General features: G+C 71.2%; 16 protein-coding genes. 14 read left to right on the top strand and 2 right to left on the bottom strand.

The window, feature by feature from the left end; genetic code table 11:
- Positions 1-177 precede the first annotated feature (177 nt).
- From PV419_RS32400 to PV419_RS32360, 9 genes are all read left to right on the top strand, one after another.
- A complete protein-coding gene (locus PV419_RS32400) occupies positions 178-1,062 on the top strand; it encodes a hypothetical protein (protein WP_319695033.1) in 885 nt (294 codons plus the stop codon).
- A gap of 306 nt (positions 1,063-1,368) precedes the next feature.
- Positions 1,369-1,458, top strand: coding sequence for a K(+)-transporting ATPase subunit F (gene kdpF, locus PV419_RS32395; RefSeq protein ID WP_037802756.1), 90 nt, complete (start codon positions 1,369-1,371; stop codon positions 1,456-1,458).
- Between the two features lie 28 nt (positions 1,459-1,486).
- Complete coding sequence (gene kdpA / locus PV419_RS32390; RefSeq protein WP_319695030.1) at positions 1,487-3,172, top strand: potassium-transporting ATPase subunit KdpA; 1,686 nt, start codon at positions 1,487-1,489, stop codon at positions 3,170-3,172.
- Positions 3,169-5,304 (top strand): potassium-transporting ATPase subunit KdpB, encoded by a 2,136-nt coding sequence (gene kdpB, locus PV419_RS32385; RefSeq protein WP_415925420.1) that lies wholly within the window; start codon positions 3,169-3,171, stop codon positions 5,302-5,304. The genes kdpA and kdpB overlap by 4 nt, the downstream gene beginning before the upstream one ends.
- A gap of 4 nt (positions 5,305-5,308) precedes the next feature.
- Positions 5,309-5,965 carry a K(+)-transporting ATPase subunit C gene (gene kdpC, locus PV419_RS32380; protein ID WP_319695029.1) on the top strand — a complete coding sequence of 219 codons (657 nt, stop codon included), beginning with the start codon at positions 5,309-5,311 and terminating at the stop codon, positions 5,963-5,965.
- Between the two features lie 81 nt (positions 5,966-6,046).
- Positions 6,047-8,620: a sensor histidine kinase KdpD gene (locus PV419_RS32375; protein WP_319695028.1), complete on the top strand. Its 2,574-nt coding sequence runs from the start codon at positions 6,047-6,049 to the stop codon at positions 8,618-8,620.
- 44 nt (positions 8,621-8,664) lie between these two features.
- Positions 8,665-9,348, top strand: coding sequence for a response regulator (locus tag PV419_RS32370; RefSeq protein WP_319695027.1), 684 nt, complete (start codon positions 8,665-8,667; stop codon positions 9,346-9,348).
- A gap of 58 nt (positions 9,349-9,406) precedes the next feature.
- Positions 9,407-9,817, top strand: a complete 411-nt coding sequence (locus PV419_RS32365; RefSeq protein ID WP_078610406.1) for an OB-fold nucleic acid binding domain-containing protein — start codon at positions 9,407-9,409, stop codon at positions 9,815-9,817.
- 3 nt (positions 9,818-9,820) lie between these two features.
- Positions 9,821-10,660, top strand: a complete 840-nt coding sequence (locus PV419_RS32360; protein WP_319695026.1) for a DUF3159 domain-containing protein — start codon at positions 9,821-9,823, stop codon at positions 10,658-10,660.
- 97 nt (positions 10,661-10,757) lie between these two features.
- On the opposite strand, the gene PV419_RS32355 is transcribed toward PV419_RS32360, so the two are convergent.
- A complete protein-coding gene (locus tag PV419_RS32355; protein ID WP_311723742.1) occupies positions 10,758-11,432 on the bottom strand; it encodes a potassium channel family protein in 675 nt (224 codons plus the stop codon).
- A gap of 112 nt (positions 11,433-11,544) precedes the next feature.
- Entirely contained in the window at positions 11,545-12,255 is a 711-nt protein-coding gene (locus PV419_RS32350; RefSeq protein WP_415925419.1) for a potassium channel family protein, read from the bottom strand.
- A 580-nt stretch (positions 12,256-12,835) separates the two neighbouring features.
- Between PV419_RS32350 and PV419_RS32345 the strand changes: the two genes are divergently transcribed.
- From PV419_RS32345 to PV419_RS32325, 5 genes are read left to right on the top strand one after another with little or no spacing between them, the layout of a single operon-like run.
- Positions 12,836-14,350 carry an ATP-binding protein gene (locus PV419_RS32345; RefSeq protein WP_319695021.1) on the top strand — a complete coding sequence of 505 codons (1,515 nt, stop codon included), beginning with the start codon at positions 12,836-12,838 and terminating at the stop codon, positions 14,348-14,350.
- The gene (locus tag PV419_RS32340) at positions 14,347-14,775 is read left to right on the top strand and encodes a roadblock/LC7 domain-containing protein (protein WP_319695020.1); all 429 of its coding nucleotides are present in this window, start codon (positions 14,347-14,349) and stop codon (positions 14,773-14,775) included. Before PV419_RS32345 ends, PV419_RS32340 begins: the two co-directional genes overlap by 4 nt.
- Complete coding sequence (locus PV419_RS32335; protein WP_319695018.1) at positions 14,772-15,128, top strand: DUF742 domain-containing protein; 357 nt, start codon at positions 14,772-14,774, stop codon at positions 15,126-15,128. The genes PV419_RS32340 and PV419_RS32335 overlap by 4 nt, the downstream gene beginning before the upstream one ends.
- Positions 15,106-15,717 (top strand): ATP/GTP-binding protein, encoded by a 612-nt coding sequence (locus tag PV419_RS32330; RefSeq protein ID WP_319695016.1) that lies wholly within the window; start codon positions 15,106-15,108, stop codon positions 15,715-15,717. The genes PV419_RS32335 and PV419_RS32330 overlap by 23 nt, the downstream gene beginning before the upstream one ends.
- On the top strand, positions 15,714-17,204 hold the full coding sequence (locus tag PV419_RS32325; protein ID WP_319695014.1) for a cytochrome P450: 1,491 nt from the start codon (positions 15,714-15,716) through the stop codon (positions 17,202-17,204). Before PV419_RS32330 ends, PV419_RS32325 begins: the two co-directional genes overlap by 4 nt.
- Positions 17,205-17,281: the final 77 nt, after the last annotated feature.

Raw genomic sequence — 17,281 nt, 5'->3', positions numbered from 1 at the left:
AGCCAGTCTCCCGGGCCCCTCGGGCTTTTCCCGGGAGAGATTTTTTCTGAGGGCACGTTGAACACAGCCGTCACCCCGCCCGTACTGATGGGCGCGAGACCTTGAGCGACCCGGAGCAGGGGCAGGACGGGGCGCCACCAGTAGACCGTGCTGTTTGTGACCTCACGAGGTGATCAGATGTCCCGTGGCCTTCCGTTACTGCACCGCCGGCGAGTCATGGTTGTTGGCGCCATCGGCGGTGTCACCTGCGCGGCCGTCGCGGTGGGAGCCGCCATGGCCGGGCAGGATGGCTCGGGAGCGAGCAACAATGCGAGCACCAAAGCGGCATCCACCATCAGCTGCCCCGATGTGACGGGCTCGCTTCCCGAGATCCCCGCCAAGGCCAAGGCGGAGGTGGACCGCAACCTGGTGCTGCTGCAGACGCAGATCGAGGAGGCGAACAAGCGGCTGGCCTCGTCCGTGGGCCAGGGCGGCCCGAACTTCGTACAGAACGCGATCCTCGGCCCCCTGGCGGACAAGCGTAAGTCCACCCTGGACCGCATCGCGATCTCCATCGGCCGTCAGGCCGAGAAGCCGCAAGGCCTGGACGCGCTCGCCGAGTGCTCCCTGGGCGGTGCCGCAGGTGCGGGGGAGGGCTCCGACGCGGGCTCCGGCGGCGCGGCGGAGCCCTCCGCGTCCGCTCCGGCCACGGCCGAACCCACGGATCCGGGCTCCGGGGCGGAGGACGGCGCGGGCTCGGACGCCGGGGCCGGGACCGGGACCGGGCAGTCGATCAGCTGTCCGGACGTCGCCTCGAAGGTCGGCGCTGTGCCCGCCAAGGCCCAGGCGGAGGTGGATCGCAACCTGACGCTGCTGCAGACGCAGATCGACGAGGCGAACAAGCGGCTGGCCTCGTCCGTGGGCCAGGGCGGCCCGAACTTCGTACAGAACGCGATCCTCGGCCCGCTGGAGGGCAAGCGCGCCTCGACGATCGACCGTATCCGCATCTCGATCTCCCGCCAGGGCGCGACCGCCCCCTCTGGTCTCGACGCCCTGGCGGGCTGCTCGCTGGCATCCGGCTGATCCAGGTCGTCGGCAGAGCCTGACGCCAGCAGCGCCGGTGGGCCGCACTCCCTCCCTCGGAGTGCGGCCCACCGGCTTGTGTGCGAAAGAGACCGGCCTGCGTGCGTAAGGGAAGCGTCAACAGCGCGGCCGTAGCCGTCAGAGAGCCGTCAACGGCGATCAAAAGCGGTCGGAAGGGAGGTTTCCTCAAGGGGTCACTTCCTCTCCGAACCTCTAGGAGCACACGATGGCCGATCTGGCCTTCGTCGCCGCCACCATCGCGGTCTTCGCGCTGGTGGCGCTCGTCGCCAAGGGGGTGACGAAGCTGTGACCGCCGAAAACGTCGTGGGTCTGGTCGTGGCCGTCGCCCTCCTGGGCTACCTGGTCCTCGCTCTCGTCTTCCCGGAGAGGTTCTGAGGTGCCGACAGCCGCGGCGGCGGGCTCGATGAGTTCCGAACTCGCTGGGGTACTCCAGCTCGTCGCCCTCATCGCTGCGCTCGCGCTGGTGTACCGACCCCTCGGCGACTACATGGCCGCCGTCTACAACTCCGACAAGCACCTCCGCGTCGAGAAGTGGATCTACCGCTCCATCGGCGCGAACCCGGGCACCGAGATGCGCTGGCCCGCATATCTGCGCGGGGTGCTCGCCTTCTCCGCGGTGAGCGTGCTCTTCCTGTACCTGCTGCAGCGCCTCCAGGGCCAGCTGCCGCTGTCGCTCGGCTTCACCCCGATCAGCCCGCACCAGGCGTTCAACACCGCCGCGTCCTTCGTCTCCAACACCAACTGGCAGTCGTACGCGGGCGAGCAGTCCATGGGCCACGTCGTCCAGACGGCCGGCCTCGCGGTGCAGAACTTCCTCTCCGCGGCCGTCGGCATCGCGGTGGCCATCGCGCTCGTACGGGGCTTGGCCCGCTCGCGCACCGGAGAGCTCGGCAACTTCTGGGCCGATCTGGTACGGGGCACCGTACGCATCCTCATCCCGCTCTCGGTCGTCGCCGCGGTGGTGCTGGTCGCCTGTGGCGCCATCCAGAACTTCGCCGGCATCCACGAGGTGGGGCAGCTCACCGGCGGCAGCCAACAGATGAACGGCGGCGCCGTGGCCTCGACGGAGGCCATCAAGGAGATCGGCACCAACGGCGGAGGCATCTTCAACGCCAACTCCGCCCACCCCTTCGAGAACCCGAACGCCTTCACCAACCTCTTCGAGATCTTCCTGATCCTCGCCATCCCGTTCTCACTGACCCGCACCTTCGGCAAGCTCGTCGGGAACGTCCGGCAGGGCTACGCGATCCTCGCCGCCATGGGCCTGATCTGGCTCGGCTTCACCGCGCTGATGATGTGGACGGAGTTCCACCACAGCGGTCCGGCGCTCCAGGCGGCGGGCGGCGCTATGGAGGGCAAGGAGCAGCGCTTCGGCGTCGGCGCCTCGGCGATCTTCGCGACGAGCACGACGCTGACCTCGACCGGTGCCGTGGACTCCGTCCACTCCTCCTTCACCGGCCTCGGCGGCGGCATCGCCCTGCTCGGCATGATGCTCGGCGAGATCGCCCCGGGCGGCGTCGGCTCCGGCCTCTACGGCATGCTGATCATGGCCGTCATCGCGGTCTTCATCGCCGGTCTCATGGTCGGCCGGACGCCCGAGTACCTGGGCAAGAAGATCGGCACCCGCGAGATCAAGCTCGCCGCCTGCTACATCCTCATCACCCCGACCCTCGCGCTCGGCTTCACGGCCGTGTCGATGGCGCTGTCCACCCCGCCGGACTCGATCCTCAACACCGCGTCGGACTCGGCGCACCACAGCGGGGCGCACGGCTTCTCCGAGGTGCTGTACGCCTTCACCTCCGGCGCCAACAACAACGGGTCCGCCTTCGCCGGCCTGAACGCCAACACCCAGTGGTACAACACCACGATCGGCCTCGCGATGCTGCTCGGCCGCTTCCTGCCCATGGTGTTCGTCCTGGCGCTGGCCGGCTCGCTCGCCGAGCAGAAGCCGATCCCCGAGACCGCGGGCACCCTGCGCACCGAGAAGCCCCTGTTCACCGGGGTGCTCGTGGGCGCGATTGTGATCATCACCGGACTGACCTACTTCCCGGCGCTGGCCCTTGGCCCGATGGCGGAGGGACTCTCATGAGCACGACCACCACCCCGATGCCCCTGGCACCCCAGGACGAGCGGCCGGAAGCGCCCCAGGCGAGCGGCGGCCGGGTCTCCGGCGGCCTGTTCGACCCGGGGCAGCTGATCGGCTCGCTGCCGGACGCGTTCCGGAAGCTCGACCCGAGGATCATGGCCAAGTCCCCGGTCATGTTCGTGGTCGAGATCGGCTCGGTGCTGACCACCGTGCTGGCCTGCGTCCACCCGGGCGACTGGTTCGGCTGGGCGATCACCACCTGGCTGTGGCTCACCGTCGTCTTCGCCAACCTGGCCGAGGCGGTCGCGGAGGGCCGCGGCAAGGCGCAGGCGGACACCCTGCGCAAGGCCAAGACCGACACCGTCGCACGCCGCCTCGTGGGCCGGGGCGAAGGCGAGGAGCGGGTGCCCGGGGCCGGGCTGAGCGTCGGCGACCTGGTGGTCTGCGAGGCGGGGGACGTCATCCCGGGCGACGGGGACGTCATCGAGGGCGTCGCGTCCGTCGACGAGTCCGCCATCACGGGCGAGTCGGCACCCGTCATCCGGGAGTCCGGGGGCGACCGGTGCGCGGTGACCGGCGGCACCAAGGTGCTCTCCGACCGCATCGTCATCAAGATCACCACAAAGCCGGGCGAGACCTTCATCGACCGGATGATCAACCTCGTCGAGGGTGCCGCCCGGCAGAAGACGCCGAACGAGATCGCGCTGAACATCCTGCTCGCCTCGCTCACCATCGTCTTCCTGCTCGCGGTCGTCACCCTGCAGCCGTTCGCGATCTACGCGAAGGCCGAGCAGACGATGATCGTGCTCACCGCGCTGCTGGTCTGTCTCATCCCGACCACCATCGGCGCCCTGCTGTCCGCGATCGGCATCGCCGGCATGGACCGGCTCGTCCAGCGCAATGTGCTCGCCATGTCGGGGCGCGCCGTGGAGGCGGCGGGCGATGTGTCCACGCTGCTGCTCGACAAGACCGGCACCATCACCCTCGGCAACCGCCAGGCGGCGGAGTTCGTGCCGGTGGGCGGGGCGGCCGAGGAGGAGCTCGCCGACGCCGCCCAGCTGTCCTCACTGGCCGACGAGACGCCCGAGGGCCGCTCGGTGGTGGTCCTCGCCCAGGAGGCGTACGGGCTGCGGGCGCGGCACGAGGGAGAGCTGGGCCACCCTGCCTCTTCGACGTTCGTACCCTTCACCGCCCAGACCCGGATGTCCGGGGTGGACCTCACCGAGGCCGACGGGTCCGTACGGCGGGTCCGCAAGGGCGCGGCCGCGGCCGTCACCGCCTGGGTGACCGAGCGCGACGGCACGGTCCCGCCCGACGCCCAGGAGACCGTCGACGCCATCTCGGCGGCCGGCGGCACCCCGCTGCTCGTCGCGGCCGAGGACGCCGAGGGCCCGCGGGTGCTCGGCGTCATCCACCTCAAGGACGTCGTCAAGGAGGGCATGCGGGAGCGGTTCGAGGAGCTGCGCCGCATGGGCATCAAGACTGTGATGATCACGGGCGACAACCCGCTGACCGCCCGGGCGATCGCCGACGAGGCGGGGGTCGACGACTTCCTGGCCGAGGCCACACCCGAGGACAAGATGGCGCTCATCAAGCGGGAGCAGGCCGGCGGCAAGCTGGTCGCGATGACGGGCGACGGGACCAACGACGCCCCCGCGCTCGCCCAGGCGGACGTCGGCGTGGCCATGAACACCGGCACCTCGGCCGCCAAGGAGGCCGGGAACATGGTGGACCTGGACTCCAACCCGACCAAGCTGATCGAGATCGTCGAGATCGGCAAACAGCTGCTGATCACGCGCGGCGCGCTGACCACCTTCTCGATCGCCAACGACGTCGCCAAGTACTTCGCGATCATCCCCGCGATGTTCGCCGCGGCCTACCCCGGCCTGGGCAGGCTGAATGTCATGGGCCTGGCGTCCACCCAGTCCGCGATCCTCTCCGCGGTCATCTTCAACGCCCTGATCATCATCGCCCTGGTGCCGCTGGCCCTCAAAGGCGTGCGTTACCGGCCGGTGAGCGCCGACCGGATGCTCCGCCGCAACCTCGGCATCTACGGCCTCGGCGGCCTGATCGCGCCGTTCATCGGCATCAAACTCATCGACCTGCTCATCTCAATGATCCCCGGGATCGGGTGACGACATGAACAACTCCGTACGCGGCACGGCCCGACTGGTGGGGGCGGGATTCCGCGCGCTGCTGGTGCTCACCCTCGTCTGCGGCGTCGCCTACCCGCTCGTGGTCACCGGCATCGCCCAGGCCGCCTTCCACGCCCAGGCCAACGGCTCGGAAGTGAAGGCGCACGGCAAGGTGGTCGGCTCCGAGCTGATCGGCCAGACCTATAACCTCGACAAGCCGGCCGAGAAGGACAAGGACGGCAATCCGCTGCCCGATCCCCGGTACTTCCAGCCGCGGCCGTCGGCGGCGGGCACCAACGTCTACAACACCCAGTACAAGATCGTTGTCTCGGGCGCCTCCAACCTCGCCGCGGACAGCGAGGTGCTGCTGCGGGCGGTCAAGGACCGCAGGGCGCGGGTGGCCGAGTTCAACGGGGTCCCCCCGGCGGCCGTCCCGGTGGACGCGGTCACGGCCTCGGCCTCCGGCGTCGACCCGGACATCTCCCCGGCCTACGCCAGGCTCCAGGCGGCCCGCGTGGCCAAGGCCAACGGACTGCCCGAGGACAGGGTCAGGAAGCTGGTCGAGGACCACACCGACGGCCGTATCCTCGGCTTTCTCGGCGAGCCCCACGTCAACGTGCTGAAACTGAACATCGCGGTGCGCGAGCTCGCCGCACACTGACACCCCCGCCGACGCACACTGACACCCCCGCCGAAAACCAGGCGCGCATCAGGGGAAACGTCCACCAGGGAAAATGAAACCATGGCACGTGGCAAGCTTCGGATCTACCTCGGCGCGGCGCCGGGCGTCGGCAAGACGTACGCCATGCTGTCCGAGGGACACCGGCGGGCCGAGCGGGGCACCGACCTCGTCGTCGGCTTCGTCGAGCACCACGGCCGCCCGCGCACCCAGGTGATGCTGCGCGGCCTCGAGGAGGTGCCCCGCCGGGAGATGGAGTACCGCGGGGCCCGCTTCACCGAGATGGACGTGGACGCGGTCCTGGCCCGCCGCCCCGCCGTCGTCCTCGTCGACGAACTCGCCCACACGAATGTCCCCGGCTCCCGGAACGCCAAGCGCTGGCAGGACGTCGAGGAGCTGCTGCGGGCGGGGATCAATGTTGTTTCCAACCTCAACATCCAGCACCTGGAGTCGCTGGGCGACGTGGTGGAGTCGATAACGGGGGTACGGCAGCGGGAGACCGTGCCCGACGAGGTCGTCCGCCGCGCCGACCAGATCGAGCTGGTCGACATGTCGCCCCAGGCGCTGCGCCGCCGGATGGCGCACGGCAACATCTACCAGCTGGACAAGATCGACGCCGCGCTGTCCAACTACTTCCGGCCCGGCAACCTCACCGCGCTGCGCGAACTGGCCCTGCTGTGGACGGCGGACCGGGTCGACGAGTACCTCCAGCAGTACCGTTCCGAGCACAGCATCCGTTCCACCTGGCAGGCCCGCGAGCGCATCGTCGTCGGCATCACCGGCGGCCCCGAGGGGCGCACCCTCATCCGCCGCGCCGCCCGGATGGCGGCCAAGGGGTCCGGCGGCGAGGTCCTCGCCGTCTACATCGCCCGCAGCGACGGCCTGACCTCGGCCTCGCCCAAGGAGCTCGCGGTCCAGCGCACCCTCGTCGAGGACCTGGGCGGCACCTTCCACCACGTCATAGGGGAGGACATCCCCCGCGCGCTGCTGGACTTCGCGCGCGGGGTCAACGCCACCCAGATCGTGCTCGGCTCCAGCCGCCGCAAGGCCTGGCAGTACGTCTTCGGGCCCGGGGTGGGCGCCACCGTCGCCCGCGACTCCGGGCCCGACCTCGATGTGCACATCGTCACCCACGACGAGGTCGCCAAGGGCCGCGGTCTGCCCGTCGCGCGCGGCGCCCGGCTCGGCCGCGCCCGGCTGATCGCGGGCTGGCTGGTGGCGGTGGCCGGGCCGGTCCTGCTCACCGTGCTGCTCACCCACGTGGGCCGCGCGCTCGCCTCCGACAGCGGGCCGGGCTTCGCCAACGAGGTGCTGCTGTTCCTGTTCCTCACCGTGGTGGCGGCGCTGCTCGGCGGGCTGCTGCCGGCCCTCGGCTCGGCGGCCGTCGGCTCGCTGCTGCTCAACTACTACTTCACCCCGCCCACCCACACCCTCACCATCGCCGACCCGCAGAACATCTTCGCCATCGTGGTCTTCGTGGCCGTGGCCGTCTGTGTGGCCTCCGTCGTCGACCTCGCCGCGCGCCGCACCCACCAGGCCGCCCGGCTGCGCGCCGAATCCGAGGTGCTGTCCTTCCTCGCCGGCAGCGTGCTGCGCGGCGAGACCAGCCTGGAGGCGCTCCTGGAGCGGGTCCGCGAGACCTTCGGCATGGACTTTGTCGCCCTGCTGGAGCGGGAGAGCGACGTGGCCCCCTGGACCTGCGCGGGCAGCGTCGGCGGCAACGGGGGAGCGCCGCTGCCCGAGCGGCCCGAGGACGCGGACGTCGACATGCCGGTCGGCGACCACATGGCGCTCGCGCTCTCCGGCCGGGTGCTGCCCGCCGAGGACCGGCGGGTGCTCGCGGCCTTCGCCGCCCAGGCCGCCGTGGTCCTGGACCGGCAGCGGCTGGCCCTCGAGGCCGAGCGGGCCCGGGACCTCGCCGAGGGCAACCGCATCCGCACCGCGCTGCTGGCCGCCGTCAGCCACGACCTGCGCACCCCCCTCGCGGCCATCAAGGCGGCCGTGACCTCGCTGCGCTCCGACGACGTCGCCTGGTCGCCCGAGGACGAGGCCGAGCTGCTGGAGGGCATCGAGGAGGGCGCCGACCGCCTCGACCACCTGGTCGGCAACCTCCTCGACATGTCCCGGCTGCAGACCGGCACCGTCACGCCGCTGATCCGCGAGATCGACCTCGACGAGGTGGTCCCGATGGCCCTGGTCGGCGTCCCGGAGACCGGCGTCAGCCTCGACATCCCCGAGGAGCTGCCGATGGTCGCGGTCGACCCCGGCCTGCTGGAGCGCAGCGTCGCCAACATCGTGGAGAACGCCGTGAAGTACAGCCCGGACGGCCTGCCCGTCCTGGTGTCCGCCAGCGCCCTGGCCGACCGTGTCGAGCTGCGCGTCGCCGACCGCGGCCCCGGCGTCCCCGACAGCGCCAAGGACCGCATCTTCGAGCCGTTCCAGCGGTACGGCGACGCCCCGCGCGGCGCGGGGGTCGGCCTCGGGCTCGCGGTCGCCCGGGGCTTCGTGGAGGCGATGGGCGGCCGGCTGGCCGCCGAGGACACCCCCGGCGGCGGGATGACCATGGTGCTCACCCTGCGGGCCGCCGCGGGCCGCGCGCCGGCCGGCTCCCCACTGCCCGCCCAGGTCACCTCGTGATCAGCGACCACGGACCACAACGAAACGAAAAGGCAGGCCGTCAGATGAACCGGGTGCTCGTGGTGGACGACGAGCCGCAGATCGTGCGCGCCCTCGTGATCAACCTGAAGGCGCGTGACTACGAGGTCGACGCCGCCTCCGACGGCGCCACCGCCCTCCGGCTCGCCGCCACCCGTCACCCCGACGTGGTCGTGCTCGACCTGGGTCTGCCCGATATGGACGGCGTCGAGGTGATCAGGGGGCTGCGGGGCTGGACCCGGGTCCCGATCCTCGTTCTCTCGGCGCGCCAGACCTCGGACGAGAAGGTCGAGGCCCTCGACGCCGGGGCCGACGACTACGTCACCAAACCCTTCGGCATGGACGAACTGCTGGCCCGGCTGCGCGCCGCCGTCCGCCGCGCCGAGCCCGTCGGCGCGGCCGGGGGCGCCGCGGTCGTGGAGACCGAGGGGTTCACGGTCGACCTGGCCGCCAAGAAGGTCAACCGCGGCGGCGCGGACGTCCGGCTGACGCCCACCGAATGGCACCTGCTGGAGGTCCTGGTCCGCAACACGGGCCGGCTGGTCAGCCAGAAGCAGCTGCTGCAGGAGGTCTGGGGCCCGTCGTACGGCACCGAGACCAACTATCTGCGGGTCTACATGGCCCAGCTGCGCCGCAAGCTGGAGGCCGACCCCTCGCACCCGCGCCACTTCGTCACCGAGCCGGGCATGGGCTACCGCTTCGAACGCTGAGCGCCGTGCGCGCGGTTCGGGCGGCGACCCCTATGAGGGCTCCCGGTACGCTGGCCGTATGAGTGCCGTAGACGAGCCCCCTGGTAAATCCGACAAGCCGGCCGGCCGCTTCCGGAGAATGCTGGACCGGCTGTCGAGTTCCCAGGAGGAGCTTCACTCCGCGGAGCTGCAGCAGGACGCCGAGGCCGCCGGCTGCACCAAGATCGGCGATTGCGGAGACCGGCAGATAGTCAAGGTGACCGGTACACTGCGCACCGTCACACTGCGGCCGCGGGCCGGGGTGCCGGCCCTGGAGGCGGAGCTCTTCGACGGCACCGCCGCCCTGGACGTGGTGTGGCTGGGCCGCCGCTCCATCCTCGGGATCGAGCCGGGCCGCAAGCTGATCGCCACCGGCCGGATCTCCATGAGCCACGGCCGCCGGGTGCTCTTCAACCCCAAGTACGAACTCCGACCGCTCGGACAGGAGTAGCCGGTGACGACAGACGACGAGCCGACGGCGGCCGAAGAGGACTCCGCGGCCGCCGCGCAGAGCAGAGCGGCGGCGGACACCGCGCTCCTGGAGGCGTTCGGCGGGGTACGGGGCATGGTCGACACCACCGTCCCCGGACTGGTCTTCGTCCTGCTCTACACGATCAAGCGCGACATCCACCTCGCGGCCCTGGCGGCGCTGGGGCTCACGGTGCTCCTCGCGCTGACCCGGCTGATCCGTAAGGAGACCCTCAAGCACGCCTTCAGCGGGGTCTTCGGGGTCGCCTTCGGCGCGATCTTCGCGATGATGTCCGGCGACGCGAAGAACTTCTATCTGCCGGGCATGCTCTACACCCTGGGCCTGGCGATCGCCTACATCCTCTCGGCGATCTTCCGCTATCCGCTGATCGGCGTGCTGCTCGGGCCGATGCTCAAGGAGAACCTCTCCTGGCGCACCCGCAACCCCGGCCGGTTCCGTGCGTACACCAAGTCCACCTGGGCGTGGGGACTCATCCTGCTCGCCAAGTCCGCGATCCTCTTCCCGCTGTACTGGTGGGGGGACGCCACCCAGCTCGGCTGGGTCAAGGTCGCGCTCGGCATTCCGCCGTTCTTGCTCTGCGTCTATCTGACGTGGATATTCCTCGCCAAGGCCCCGCCGCCGATCGACGTGATCGCGGAGATGGAGGCGGAGGAGCAGGCGGAGCGCGAGCGCGAGCGGGCGAAGGCCGAAGCCGAGGCCCAGGTTCAGAAGGTCGGCGACCCGCTGCTGGCGGAGTGGGCCGACCAGATCGTCACCGAGACCCAGCAGGAGCCCGCGGACCGGCGCTATCCGCCGCGCCCCTGAACGGCCGCAGCGGGCCCGCAGCGGCCCACAGCGAGACCACAGCGAAGCGCCGGGCGGGCCATCGGCCCGCCCGGCGCTTTGTCGCGTAAGGGGGCGCCTAGGAGGCGTCCGCGCGCTGGACGGACAGCAGTTCCTCCAGCTGCTCCTCGCGGGCCTGCGCCGCGACGAACAGCAGCTCGTCACCCGCCTCCAGGACGTCGTCCTTGCTCGGGGTCAGCACGCGCGTGCCCCGGATGATGGTGACCAGCGAGGTGTCCTCCGGCCACTCCACGTCCCCGACCCGGGTGCCGGCCAGCGCCGCCTCCGGCGGCAGCGTCAGCTCCACCAGGTTGGCGTCGCCGTGGCTGAAGCGCAGCAGCCGCACCAGGTCGCCGACGCTCACCGCCTCCTCGACCAGCGCCGACATCAGGCGCGGCGTGGAGACCGCGACATCGACGCCCCACGCCTCGTTGAACAGCCACTCGTTCTTGGGGTTGTTGACCCGGGCGACCACCCGCGGCACCCCGTACTCGGTCTTCGCGAGGAGCGAGACGACCAGGTTGACCTTGTCGTCACCGGTCGCCGCGATCACCACATTGCAGCGCTGCAGCGCGGCCTCGTCCAGCGAGGTGATCTCGCAGGCGTCGGCGAGCAGCCACTCGGCCTGCGGCACCCGCTCCACCGAGATGGCCGTCGGCGCCTTGTCGATGAGCAGCACCTCGTGCCCGTTCTCCAGCAGCTCGCCCGCGATGGAACGCCCCACGGCGCCCGCCCCGGCAATCGCAACCCTCACAGCGCCTCCTTGTTCGCCCCGCCGCGCCAGCGGCTGATGTTTCTGTCGCCCGCACGGCGCAGAGGTGCGGCTTTCGCTGTCGTGTGCGGCCCGGCGGCCGTGCGCGCGTCACTCACCGACCGCCCTCCTCGGGTCCCTCGTCGAAAGACGCTTCGACCTTCTCCACCTCGTCGGTGCGCATCATCACGTGGACCAGGTCGCCCTCCTGCAGCACCGTCTCGGAGGTCGGCAGCATCGCCTCGCCGAGCCGGGTGAGGAACGCGACGCGCACGCCGGTCTCCTCCTGCAGCTTGCTGACCTTGTGGCCCACCCAGGCGGGGGAGGTGTGCACCTCGGCGAGCTGCACCCCGCCGCTCGGGTCCCGCCACAGCGGCTCCGCGCCGGACGGCAGCAGCCGCCGCAGCATCTGGTCCGCGGTCCACCGCACGGTGGCCACGGTCGGGATGCCGAGCCGCTGGTAGACCTCGGCGCGCCGGGGGTCGTAGATGCGGGCCGCCACGTTCTCGATGCCGAACATCTCGCGCGCCACCCGGGCCGCGATGATGTTGGAGTTGTCGCCGCTGCTGACCGCGGCGAAGGCACCGGCCTCCTCGATGCCCGCCTCGCGCAGGGTGTCCTGGTCGAAGCCGACGCCGGTCACCCGGCGTCCGCCGAAGCCGGCGCCGAGGCGGCGGAAGGCGGTCGGGTCCTGGTCGACGACGGCGACGGTGTGTCCCTGTCGTTCCAGGGTCTGGGCGAGTGCCGCCCCCACCCGGCCGCAGCCCATGATCACGATATGCATGCGACTACCCCGCACTCCTGATTGCCGTGCTGAACCGCACAAACACCCTGCTCACATCTTCCTTCCAGGCCTACGGGGCGACAGCGGAGAGGGGCCCCGATGTCGAGGCCGCGGGGCAGCGGAAGGCTGTCCGCCACGGCGTCTGTCACCACCGTATCCGCACTTGTGTGACTGGCCCGAGTCCGCTGCTCAGGTCCGGGTGGAGGGCTGGAGCTGTACGGCGTACAAGAGGGCGTCGGCGCTCCAGCGCCGCCCCGGAACAGTGACCGCCGCTTGCGAACGTTCCGGTGGTGCGCGAGCGGCCCCGCCGCGCTTCCTCCGCTCCCCCCTCGGCGTGTCGCCGAGAGCCGGAACGCGCGACTCAGCAGCATCGCGCCAAGATGGCGGCGTGGCCGCATTTGTCCCGGGCTGAGGGGCCGCCACCTTCCCGCGGCCTTCCCGATCTTCATGAGATCTTCACCGGGATTGGCAATAGTGCCCTGACAGTTCGAATGTTGTTGCGGGTATCGGGCGCCCGGTCGCGGGCGTGGCTAAGATGATCGCCGTATTCCGTTTCCGGACGGGACATCAGGGCACTGAATCGTTCCTTCCGCGCCCGCGTTCTCCTGGCACGAGGTTTCTGATGACAGATCACATATGGGAGGCGGTGAGCTGGTGCCTGGGCGTTGTCGTGCTTGTCGTCTTCGTCCTGCTGATGCGCCAGCGAACGATCACCGCCGGCGTGCGCAGGCGTAACGCCACGCTCGAGGACAGCCTGAAGTCGCGCGACGAAGAGCTCCAGCACCTCGTCGAGGTCCGCCTTCCGGTCATCGCGGACGCGCTCAGCCACCCCTCGCCGCTGCCCGGGCTGAGGGACGAAAGGCTGGCCGGTACCGCCTTCGCGCAGAGTCTGCACGGAGTCGTGGAACTGTTCACCCGCGCTGTGGACAAGGCACAGGCGAGGGCCGACGCCTCGGCGAAGGCGGCGCTCAAGGCGTCGATGCGCGCCCTTCAGGGGCTGGCCAACGAACAGCAGCTGTCGATCTCCCAGATGCAGGACCGGCACGACAACCCGGATGTGCTCCGGGACCTCCTGGAGATCGACCACGCCAACTCGCAGTTCGGCCGCCGCGCCCAGGCCATCGCCGTGCTCTGCGGATCCTGGCCCGGCCGCCAGCGGGTGTCCTCCCCGCTGACCGATGTCGTACGGGGCGCCAAGTCCCGGATCCGTGACTACCGCCGGGTCCAGGTGCACGCCCTGGTCGACGTCGCCGTGGTGAGCCGGGCGGTGGAGCCGGTGGTGCTCGCCGTCGCGGAGCTCCTGGACAACGCCGCCCGCCACTCGCAGCCCAATACCAACGTCGAGGTCAGCCTGCAGCCGGTGCACAACGGCGCGGTCATCGTGATCGACGACGCCGGCGTCGGCATGGACGGCCTGGAGGTGCAGCGCGCCGCCGCGCTGCTGTCCGGAGAGCGCGCCGTGGACGTCGCCCGGCTCGGCGACCCGCCGCAGTTCGGCTTCGCCGTCATCGGCCTGCTCGCCGCGCGCTACGGCTTCAGCGTCTCCGTGGACACCAGGTCCCCGTACGGCGGTGTGCGCGCCGTGCTCTTCCTGCCCACGGCGCTGCTCACGCACGTCGATGCCGAGGAGCCGGGTGGTCGGGCGGCCGCGCAGCCAGAGCCCCAGCAGTCGGGCCTGCGCACCCTCCCCTCCCTGCCGACCCGCAAGACCCGCGCCGCCCGCCGCACCGAGCCCGCCGCGGGGCAGGTGCCCCAGCAGGCCGTACACCAGCAGGCCGTACACCAGCAGGCCGTCCCTCAGCAGCCCGCGCCCCAGCAGGCCGCGCCCGCCCCGGCGGACCAGGCGCCCTCCGCGCTGAGCGGAGGGCTGCCGACGGCGCTCGACGAAGCGTCACGTACGTACGGCTCCACGGCCGGTGGACTGCCCAAGCGCCGCCGCCGGCAGCCCACCGCTCAGCGGCCGGCGGACGACTGGCCCACGGCTGCCGCCCCGGAGTCCGACACCGGCGCGCACCGTGTCCGTTCGGCCGAGGAGACGGCCTCCCGCATGGGTGCGTTCGCACGTGGAACCCGCTCGGGCCGCGCCGGTAACCAGGACGCCGCCCCCCAAACCGAAGAAGGGAATCGCCAGGCATGAACGACCACATAAACAACGAGCTCGGCTGGATGCTCGACGAGGTCGTGAAGATGCCGGAGGCACGGCACGCGATCCTTCTCTCGGCGGACGGGATGCTGCGGGCGCACTCCGAGGGCATCGCGCGGGACGAGGCGGAGCGCCAGGCCGCGGCGCTCTCCGGTCTCCAGTCGATCAGCCGCTCCACCGCCGAGTTCTGCGACCCGGACGAGACGCCCTGGCAGCAGACGCTCGTCGAGTTCGTCGGCGGCTATGTCTTCCTGATCGCCGCCGGCCCCGGCGCCTACCTCGCGGTCTCCGCCACCGAGTCCGTCGACATGGAGGCGGTCAGCTACCGGATGCAGAAGTTGGTCGACCGGCTCGGCAAGGAGCTGACCAGCCCGCCCCGCCAGGGCACCTCCCGACAGGGCATCGGCAGCCCGGCATGACCCCGGCCAGGCGCGAACGAGGACTGGTACGGCCGTATGTCGTGACCGACGGCCGTGCCTATCCGACCCGCAACACCTTCGACCTGGTGACGCTGGTCATGGCGCACACGGACCGGCCGCTCACCGGTCTCAGCCCCGAGAAGCGCCGGGTCATGGAGCTGTGCCTCGGCGGCGCCCTGTCGGTCGCCGAGGTCGCCGGGTATCTGCAGCTGCCGGTCAGCGTCACCAAGGTCCTGCTCGGCGACCTCGTGGACAGCGGCCACATCACCACGCGGTCGCCCATCCCCACGGCCGAGCTGCCCGATATCCAGCTTCTGCAGGAGGTGCTCGATGGACTCCGCGCTCGCCTCTGACCAGGCGGTCTATCTGCCGCAGACGGTACGAACGGCGGTGAAGCTGCTGGTCGTCGGGCACTTCGCGGTCGGCAAGACCACCTACGTCGGCTCGCTGTCGGAGATCAAGCCGCTGCGCACCGAGGAGACGATGACCCAGGCCGGCGCGCTCGTCGACGACCTCGCCGGGATCGAGGACAAGACGACCACCACCGTGGCCATGGACTTCGGCCGCCTCACCCTGAGCGACACGCTGGTCCTGTACCTGTTCGGCGCCCCCGGACAGCAGCGCTTCACCCGGCTGTGGCAGGACATGACGTGCGGGGCCCTGGGCGCTCTGGTCCTCGCCGACACCCGGCGGCTCGAGCAGTCCTTCCCGGTGATGGCCATCCTCGAGGAGCACGCCCTGCCGTACGCGGTCGCCGTCAACCACTTCGAGGGAGCGCCGCGCTTCGCCGAGTCGGAGGTCCGGGAAGCGCTCGATCTGCTGCCGGAGACGCCGCTCGTCACCTGCGACGCCCGGGACCGGATCTCCTCGACCCACGCCCTGATCGCCCTCGTGCAGTACCTGCAGAACCGCCAGGCCCGAACCTCCCAGGAGCATGCGTGACCTACCGCCCCGACGTCGAGGCCGGAGGCGGAGCCGTACCGCCGCCGGGCTGCCCCGCGCACGCGGGCAGCGTCGGCCTCGGCGCCCCTGCCCGCCCCGCCGCCCAGGGCCTGCCCCTGTACGGACCCGAGTTCGCCGCCGATCCGCACTTCTTCTACGAGCGGCTGCGGCAGTACGGGCCCATCGCCCCGGTCGAGCTGTCCCCCGGAGTCGAGGCGTATCTGATCACCAGCTACTCCCTCGCGCTTGAGGTGCTGCGTGACACCGAGCGGTTCGCCAAGGACCCCCGCGGCTGGCGTGCGCTGAACGAGGGACGGATCCCGCCGGACAGCCCGGTGGGCCCGATGATGATGTACCGGCCCAACGCCCTGTTCAACGACGGCGAGGCCCATGCCCGGCTGCGCGGGGTCATCACGGACAGCCTCACCCGGCTGGATCCGTACGCGCTGAGCGAGTACGTCGAGCGCAGCGCCGACACGCTGATCAACGGGTTCGCCGACAAGGGCGAGGCGGACCTGCTCGGCGACTACGCCGCGGCCGTCCCGCTGCTCGTGTTCAACCAGCTCTTCGGCTACCCCGCCGAGCACGGGCTGCGCCTGATCGGGACGATGGCGAAGCTCTTCGACAGCGGTGAGGAGGCGGCGCAGGCGAACGAGGAACTGCTCTCGTACATCGCGAACCTGATCGCGGGCAAGCGCGAGCGGCCAGGAGCCGACATCACCTCCTGGATGATCGCCCACCCCTCCCGGCTGGCGGACGAAGAGCTGATGCAGCAGCTCATCCTGATCCTGGCGGCCGGCACCGAGCCCCAGCTGAACCTGATCGCCAACGCGCTGCGCCTGCTGCTGTCGGACGACCGGTTCGCCGGTGAGCTCGCCGGGGGCAGCATGCCCGTCCAGGACGCCATCGACGAGGTCCTGTGGACCGACCCTCCGATGGCCAACTACGGGACCCTGTTCGCCCGCCGCGACCTGGATCTGGCGGGCGTACGGATCCGCCAGGGCGAGCCGGTCCTCACCAGCTACGCCGCCGCCAACACCGACCCCGAGCTGATCTCCGACGGCCGGCTCGGCAACCGCGCCCACCTCGCCTGGGGCATCGGCGCCCACCGCTGCCCGGCCGAGAGCCCGGCCCGGGTGATCGCCTCCGTGGCCATCGAGAAGCTCCTCGACCGGCTCCCGGACGTGGAACTGGCCGTGCCGGTCGACCAGTTGTCCTGGCGCCCCGGACCCTTCCACCGCGCGCTGGCGACGCTGCCCGTCCGGTTCCCTGTCAGCCCCGTCACGGCACAGCCCGCGGCCCACGACGCCCCCGCGGCCGTCTCCGCGCCCGCCCCGGCGACGGCCCTCACGCAGCCCCACGGGGCCCCGCAGGCCACCTCGGCCCCGCAGGCCACACCGGCCGCGTCCGCCACGCCGAGCCAGCCCGGGCACGCGACCCAGCGACGCCGAGGGGGCACCCTCGCGGCCTGGTGGCGCGGGCAGTGAGCGGCTGAGCCGGAGGGCCGCCGCGGCCCACCCCCGGGCGGGGTGGGCGGCGGCACCGGCGACCGCTTACGATCCTC

This window comes from Streptomyces sp. ME19-01-6, from assembly GCF_033793745.1.
Classification (GTDB): Bacteria; Actinomycetota; Actinomycetes; order Streptomycetales; family Streptomycetaceae; genus Streptomyces.
The sequence above is the reverse complement of the archived record's forward strand: the minus strand, read 5'-3'. Positions and strand labels throughout refer to the sequence as shown.